Here is a 7,801-nt window from a genome sequence, read left to right as displayed (position 1 = left end):
GCTGAACAGGAGGGACAGCTGATAGAAACAGAAGCCACTGGCGCACCTCAAAAACACCATCATACACTAAATCAGTAAGTTGGCACCATTACCTATTTTACTTTTGTCACCCCATAACTTAACACCGCGGAGTGACTATTTAATGAAAAAGGCCGCAAACAGTGCAGCCTTTTAATGATATCAGCGATTCTCAGGCAAGAAGAAGGCTAAAGGTTCGCGACTGTCCCGGTCTGAACGCCCCGACAATGCCTTCGTCTTCACCGTGGTCCATCAGCCGTTCATTCATGTCCGTTTCGCAGCACCGCTTCACCGCCGGATTGACGGATAGCGTCGCGTCACATGCGCTGGACTGTGAAGGGTTGAACAGACGAAGAATGAGCTCATCACGATCTTCCGCTTTTTTGATCGCACTGAGTACGCATCCCGTTGGCGAAAGCGCTAACAGGCTGTAACTTTCCGGCGTGGTCAACGACGCGCGATTCAGCTTCATTGCATCCCAGGGGATCTTGTTATAACACTGCACCGGCGTTAACCACGATTGAGCCTGCTGCGCGACACCCGCGTTTTCCGGCGTGCCGCTGAAGCTGAAGAGGCTAAAGCGACAGCTTAGCGGACCACGCACCTGAGCGTCCGGGACCGGCATTTTGATACCGGATGGTCTGCCGGGGCGCAGGAGCAGATCTTCTTTGCCGAGTACCCCCACGCCGCGCAGCAAGGTCAGAGCAAATGCCTTTTGTTCATCACCCACGACTTCAAATTCACGCAGCCCCTCGGTAAATAGCGCAAGCCCGTTTCGTTTTTCCTGCAGGACGGCGTAGTTGAGTAAATTCCAGACGGGAACCGGCGCTTCTTTCCACCCCTCCTCCTGCCAGTTTTGCATCGCCGCGTCCTGCACCGGACGAGAGATCGTGCCAAACTGTGTATCCGCTAACACCTCCCGGGTCGCAAACGGCGTTGGGATGAGCACGCGAACGCGGTGGTCGTCGGCCTGATTATCCAGGCGCACCGCCACGTCAATGCGTCTGCTGTTGCGGCTTAGCGTAATTTCAAATTCAGCGTCGAGGTAGCCGTTTCGCTGGCGCGCCGCGCGTTCCGCCAGGTTCGCCGGAACGGCGATTCGATGGCGGATAACTGCCCTGCTCTGCCAGCCTTCATGCGTAACCTCAAATTCATGCTCGCCCTGCGCGGAAGTGAGTCTCCACTCTTCCCGCGAAGGCGAGTAGTCGTACTCATCGCCATCATCCGAGCTCTCTTCGATTTCCAGCACGCGGTCATAAATAAGCCCGGTTTCTTTGTCGCGCAGGCGCAGCGAACCGTCGTCATTTATGTCAATCTGCCAGAAGGCGTTTTCAAGTAAGGATTCGGTATTTTCCCCCGCAGAGAGCACCTTCCCGGCCACGTTAGGTTCGATAAACAGCGTACGGTAGCCCATCGACGGCAGTATCTGGCTGAGCTGAATATCAAACTCCATAAACGGTTCGTAATTGCCGTAGTGGACAATCTGTCGGTCAATGAGGCCCGGGTCGAGCTCTCGCGCGCTGCGGATGAAATACGGGATCTCGTTGCCTTTGTCATCCCGCAGACGGAACTGGCTGGCGCGCAGTCGAATCGTGGTGTTCATCACCTCCTCACGCGGCCAGGGCATCAGGTTGAACATCACCAGCTTATCGGCATCGCTTTGCGGCATGTTGTCGACAATCTTGCGCATATAGAAACGCGCCAGGTTGTCTGCCATGTCCTCAGCCAGCTCGAAGCGGGAGACAATCTCGCGATGCACCTTGTCGCTGCAGCAGCAGCCTATGCTGTCGTGAGCGTGGTTTTTGAGGATCTCTTTCCACATCTTCTCCAGCAGGCCGTGGCGGTAGTCGAAGCCCAGCGTCCAGGCAAGCGTCGCCAGCGGCTCGAGGATGTTGACAATTTTGTTCTCAATACGCGCATGGGCAATTTTGATATCCATGCGCGTGGAGCCGATGGTCCGGTGCACGCGCATGTATTTCCCGTCGATAAACTCGCCTTTTAAGGTCGCCAGGTCATCGCGGTGCGCGTCGATGCGATCAAAGACCTCCTCAAACCGGCTCATCACAAATTGACGCTGCGGATAGATTTCACGCAGCTTCTCCATCACCGCGAAAATGTTCTGCTGCAGCGGCATCTGGTCGTGTCCGTTGGGCAGCAAAATCGCTTTGGTGACGGACGCCTTTTCCAGAACCTCGAAATAGCTGTCGAGCCGTTTTCGCAGCCCCGCTTCGTCCTCCGGTAAGTACTTACCAATCGCGTAGCCCAGCGGCAGCACCTGTGCCGTCACTTCACTGCCGTCCTGGCTCTGCCAGAGAAATTCGGTTTTATCGGTCCCGTGGCGTTCAGAACAGCCGCGCCAGAACATCGTGCGGGTAATGCCAAACCCGTTATAGATATGCGGAAGCTGGCCGGACATGCCAAACGAATCCGGCAGATAGCCGATCTTCATCGGTTCGCCGAAGGCCATACAATCCCGGATGCCGTACATCAGGTTGCGGACAATCGACTCGCCGCTCACAATGGTGGTATCGGTCTGGGTATACCAGGGGCCGATAATCAGCTTTCCACGCTCGACAAGCGCCTTCACGCGAGAGCGGTTTTCGGGCACAACGGCAAAATAATCCTCCAGTACCGCCGTCTGTCCATCGAGAACATAGTATTTGTACTCATCATCCTGCTCCAGACGGGTCAGGATCTCTTCCATATTATTGACCAGAAGAATACGCGACTCTTCGGTGGTGAAGTACCACTCACGGTCCCAGTGCATATGCGGCGTGATATGAACGCGAGATACAGCTTTCATCTTCGTTTCCTGTTTGTGCGTTTTTACGATAAGGCGTCTTCAGTGATGTAGTTGCCCTTTTTTACCGCCTGGCGTCGCCAGAGCAGCAGAACCAGGGTGGAGATAGCGGTCCCCACCAGCGCCGCGCCAAACCAGCCCGCCGCCGCAACCACACCGCCCAACCCGGCATCGTGAAGTAAAAAGAGAGAGAAAATCCCGGCCCCCGGCGTAGACAGCCCGATCCCCATCGCACCGACAGCCGCGCCCGTCACCATGGATCCGAGGACAAATGAGCCAATAACGCGAAGCGGATCTTCAATCGCCATCGGAATCGCCCCTTCGGTAATGCCCGCGAGGCCGAGCAGCCAGGTCGATTTACCGGTTTCAATTTCAAACGACTTAAACAGCTTCGGTGCCAGCATCGTTGACGCCGTGACGGTGAAGGCTGAGACCATTTTGACGGAGGCAAAGATGGCATAGGGACCGTATACGCCGTTCGCCATCGCCCCCAGGCAAAACGCGTAAGAGGCTTTGTTGACCGGGCCGCCCAAATCGAATGAGCACATAAACCCGAGGATTGCCCCCAGAAGCAGCGCATTCGCGCCGGAGAGACCGTTAAGCCAGACGGTGAGCGTGTTATTGAGCCAGGCCACCGGTTCGCCAATCACAAACAGCATCAGGCTGCCCGCGCCCAGCACGCCAATCACCGGATAGAGATAAAAAGTCAGAAAGCCGTTGTAGCGGCTACTGAGCCGGATATGGTTTTTCACCCAGCGCATCAGATAGCCCGCGATCAGCCCACCGACGATAGCGCCGAGAAAACCGGAGCCGATCATGTTGGCAGCCAGACCGGCCGCAAAGCCCGGCGTCAGCGCGGGTTTATCCGCCAGCGAGTAGGCGGTGTAGGCCGAGAGAACAGGCACCATCAAAATGCCAAGCATGCCGCCGCCAAGCTTGCGGTACATCCACAGCCACGAGTTTTCCTGGTCAAACAGGTGCTGCAGGCCAAGGATCTGCGCCAGCAGTACCGATACGGCCAGCACCGTACCGCCGGCAACGATCAGCGGCACCGCAAAAGAGATGCCGCTGAGAAGCGCCTGCTTGAGTTCAGTTTTAACGCGCTTTTTCGTTTCGGTATCGACCTGCGCATGGCGCGCATCGGTAGAAGGCTTTAGCGCCAGCGCGCGCTCAATCAACGCTTCAGCATGACGCAGGGGTTCCGCAACGGGAACGGAAATGGCGGGGATCCCCTGAAAGCGCTCGCTCTCTTTGATCGCCACTTCAGCGGCAAAAATACACGCTTTCGCCTCCAGCAACTGCTGGGCAGTAATTCGCCCTTCGATGCCGTTCGCCCCCTGCTTTTCGACCACCACGTTGACGCCGAGCTTACGTCCCGCTTTCTCCAGGTACTCTGCGGCCATATAGGTATGCGCGATCCCGGCCGGACAGGCGGTGACACAGACGACGGTTGGTGCATTCACCGGCGTATCAGCCTCGTCTTCCTTCGAGACACCGTTCAGCGCATCAAGCAGATCCTCCGCCGTCGCTGCAGCCATAACGCGTTCCCGGAGGACATCATCGGCCAGGCGAGACGTCAGCGCCGTCAGCACCTGGATATGCGTGGATCCCGCTTCAGCTGGCGGGATGGCAAGCAGGACGATCAGCTCTACGCGTTCAGGGCCGTCCACCCCCTCCCACTCCAGCGGTTCGCGCAGCGTAGCAACCGCAAAAGCCGCTTCGTTCACCGCGTTCGATTTACCATGCGGGACAGCCAGCCCTTCACCCAGTGCGGTTGGCCCCTGAGATTCGCGGCGGTAGACCTCCGCCAGAAATGCCTCGCCATCTGTGATTTTGCCCAGCGCCACCAGCCGCATTGTAAGCTGGCGAATGGCCTCATCACGACTGGCATAGTGTGCCTGCACGCAGACAGCACTGGTGTGGGTCAGAGTCGTCAGGTTCATAAGATCCTCACACATACGTTGTTATTGTCTGGCGGCAATTGTGGCAGGCCGTACAATACATTTATGTGATCATTTTCACTAACAACGAAAATTTGTATTTAAGTTGTATTATTTACAAATTTTAAGCGGGAGGCATAATTCCATGAAAAGGTATTAGAAAGGCAGATTCGATGGGTAACAAACCGATGTACCGGCAAATAGCCGATGCGCTTCGCGAAAAAATCAGTGCGGGAGAGTTAAAGCCTGGCGATGCGTTACCGACGGAATCCAGCCTTCAGGAGGCATTCAACGTGAGTCGCGTCACGGTGAGACAGGCGCTGAAGCTGCTTACGGAAGAGCATATCGTCGAGAGCATTCAGGGCAGCGGCACCTACGTAAAAGAAGAGCGCGTCAATTACGACATTTACCAGCTCACCGGGTTTTACGAAAAACTGGCGGACCGGAACGTGGATACCCACAGTGAGGTGAGCATTTTCGAAGTGCTGAAGGCCGATGCAAAACTTGCCGAAAAGCTGAATCTCTCTCATGACGATAAAGTCTGGCACATCAAACGCGTCCGCTTTATCAAACAAAAACCGGTAAATCTGGAAGAGACGTGGATGCCGCTGGCCCTGTTCCCCGACCTCACCTGGGAAGTGATGGAGAATTCGAAATACCACTACGTTGAGCAGATCAAAAAGCTGGTTATCGATCGCAGCGAGCAGGAGCTGGTGCCGATCATGCCGTCAGAGGAGGCGATCGCCGCGCTGTCGCTCGATCCGGCAAAGCCGATCCTGGAAAAAGTCTCCCGCGGGTTTCTGAAGGACGGGCGGGTATTTGAATACAGCCGCAACGTGTTCAATACCGATGATTACAAGTTCACGCTAGTCGCCAGACGCAGGCAATAAAAAAGGCCGCTTTACAGCGGCCAACCATGTCGAAACGGACATTTTTATACTGCAACGCCCCCCTTTCGGGGAGCAGAGAGGACTTACTTAATGATGGATTTCAGTGCTTCGCCGATATCCGCCAGGCTGCGAACGGTCTTCACGCCTGCGGCTTCCAGCGCTGCGAATTTCTCATCAGCCGTACCTTTACCACCGGCGATGATCGCGCCTGCGTGACCCATACGCTTGCCTTTCGGCGCGGTCACACCCGCGATGTAACCCACAACTGGCTTGGTCACGTGTTCTTTGATGTAAGCAGCCGCTTCTTCTTCCGCGCTACCACCGATCTCACCGATCATCACGATCGCTTCGGTCTGTGGATCTTCCTGGAACAGCTTCAGGATGTCGATGAAGTTAGAACCCGGGATCGGGTCACCGCCGATGCCCACGCAGGTGGACTGGCCGAAACCGTAGTCGGTGGTCTGCTTAACCGCTTCATAGGTCAGGGTACCGGAACGGGACACGATGCCCACTTTACCCGGCTTGTGAATGTGGCCCGGCATGATGCCGATTTTGCATTCGCCCGGGGTGATAACGCCTGGGCAGTTCGGGCCGATCATACGTACGCCGGCTTCATCCAGCTTCACCTTCACGGTCAGCATATCCAGCGTCGGGATACCTTCGGTGATGGTGATGATCAGTTTGATGCCTGCGTCGATCGCTTCCAGAATGGAGTCTTTGCAGAACGGCGCCGGAACGTAGATCACGGTCGCGGTTGCGCCCGTCGCTTCTACGGCTTCACGCACGGTGTTGAACACCTGCAGGCCCAGGTGGGTGGTGCCGCCTTTACCTGGCGTTACGCCGCCAACCATCTGCGTGCCGTAGGCAATCGCCTGTTCGGAGTGGAAAGTCCCCTGGCTACCGGTGAAGCCCTGGCAGATAACCTTGGTATCTTTATTAATTAAAACTGACATTATTTCCCCTCCACTGCGGCAACAACCTGCTGAGCTGCATCCGTCAGACTTTTCGCTGCAATAATATTCAGGCCGCTGTCAGCCAGTTTTTTCGCGCCGAGTTCAGCGTTGTTACCTTCCAGACGCACAACCACCGGAACGTTAACACCCACTTCTTCTACCGCACCGATGATACCGTCGGCGATCAGGTCGCAACGGACGATGCCGCCGAAGATGTTAACCAGAACGGCCTTCACGTTGTCGTCGGAGAGAATGATTTTGAACGCTTCGGTTACGCGCTCTTTGGTTGCGCCACCGCCCACGTCGAGGAAGTTCGCTGGCTCACCGCCGTGCAGCTTAACGATGTCCATGGTGCCCATCGCCAGGCCCGCACCGTTAACCATGCAGCCGATGTTACCGTCCAGCGCCACGTAGTTCAGCTCCCACTGAGCCGCCTGCGCTTCACGCGGGTCTTCCTGAGACTGGTCGCGCATTTCGCGCAGATCCGGCTGGCGGAACAGCGCGTTGCCGTCAGCGCCCAGCTTGCCGTCGAGGCAGATCAGATCGCCCTGGGTCGTGATCACCAGCGGGTTGATCTCGATCAGCGCCAGATCGCGCTCCAGGAAAATGGTCGCCAGACCCATGAAAATCTTGGTGAACTGCTGAACCAGCTTGCCTTCCAGACCCAGTTTGAACGCCAGCTCGCGACCCTGGTAAGGCATTGGGCCTGCCAGCGGATCGATAGCCACTTTGTGGATCAGGTGCGGGGTCTCTTCCGCCACTTTTTCGATTTCCACGCCGCCTTCGGTAGATGCCATGAACACCACGCGACGGGAGCTACGGTCAACCACCGCGCCCAGGTACAGCTCTTTCTCGATGTCGGTTGCCGCTTCAACCAGGATCTGGTTAACCGGCTGGCCGTTCGCATCTGTCTGGTACGTTACCAGACGCTTGCCGAGCCAATGTTCAGCAAACGCACGAATCTCTTCTTTGCTCTTAACAACCTTCACACCGCCCGCTTTACCACGGCCACCAGCGTGAACCTGACACTTAACTACCCACGGGCCGGAACCGATTTTAGATGCGGCTTCTTCTGCTTCACGCGGGGTAGTACAGGCATAACCCACCGGAGCCGGTAAGCCATACCGGGCAAACAGCTGTTTGGCCTGATATTCATGTAAGTTCATGTGTTCTATCCATCCTTCAGGGTAATCGTTATCT

At 56.4% G+C, this 7,801-nt stretch carries 5 protein-coding genes; 1 reads left to right on the top strand and 4 read right to left on the bottom strand.

The features are described from left to right. Window positions 1-190 precede the first annotated feature (190 nt). Together mngB and mngA are read right to left on the bottom strand one after the other, a co-directional pair. Window positions 191-2,821 carry a mannosylglycerate hydrolase gene (mngB, locus tag ACOTXF_RS07760; RefSeq protein ID WP_047745278.1) on the bottom strand — a complete coding sequence of 877 codons (2,631 nt, stop codon included), beginning with the start codon at window positions 2,819-2,821 and terminating at the stop codon, window positions 191-193. 23 nt (window positions 2,822-2,844) lie between these two features. Then, window positions 2,845-4,761, bottom strand: a complete 1,917-nt coding sequence (mngA, locus tag ACOTXF_RS07755; RefSeq protein WP_048962397.1) for a PTS 2-O-a-mannosyl-D-glycerate transporter subunit IIABC — start codon at window positions 4,759-4,761, stop codon at window positions 2,845-2,847. 170 nt (window positions 4,762-4,931) lie between these two features. Here mngA and ACOTXF_RS07750 point away from each other — a divergent pair, with 170 nt between their 5' ends. Next, on the top strand, window positions 4,932-5,648 hold the full coding sequence (locus ACOTXF_RS07750; RefSeq protein WP_048962395.1) for a GntR family transcriptional regulator: 717 nt from the start codon (window positions 4,932-4,934) through the stop codon (window positions 5,646-5,648). A gap of 83 nt (window positions 5,649-5,731) precedes the next feature. On the opposite strand, the gene sucD is transcribed toward ACOTXF_RS07750, so the two are convergent. Together sucD and sucC are read right to left on the bottom strand one after the other, a co-directional pair. Continuing rightward, window positions 5,732-6,601: a succinate--CoA ligase subunit alpha gene (gene sucD / locus ACOTXF_RS07745; RefSeq protein WP_048962393.1), complete on the bottom strand. Its 870-nt coding sequence runs from the start codon at window positions 6,599-6,601 to the stop codon at window positions 5,732-5,734. Next, entirely contained in the window at window positions 6,601-7,767 is a 1,167-nt protein-coding gene (gene sucC / locus ACOTXF_RS07740) for an ADP-forming succinate--CoA ligase subunit beta (RefSeq protein ID WP_047745275.1), read from the bottom strand. Before sucC ends, sucD begins: the two co-directional genes overlap by 1 nt. Window positions 7,768-7,801 lie beyond the last annotated feature (34 nt).

Source organism: Enterobacter cloacae complex sp. IR53041 (genome assembly GCF_049238285.1).
In the GTDB taxonomy this organism is placed as follows: domain Bacteria; phylum Pseudomonadota; class Gammaproteobacteria; order Enterobacterales; family Enterobacteriaceae; genus Enterobacter; species Enterobacter roggenkampii.
Note: the sequence above shows the minus strand (reverse complement) of the source record. Positions and strands in the feature narration are given on the sequence as shown.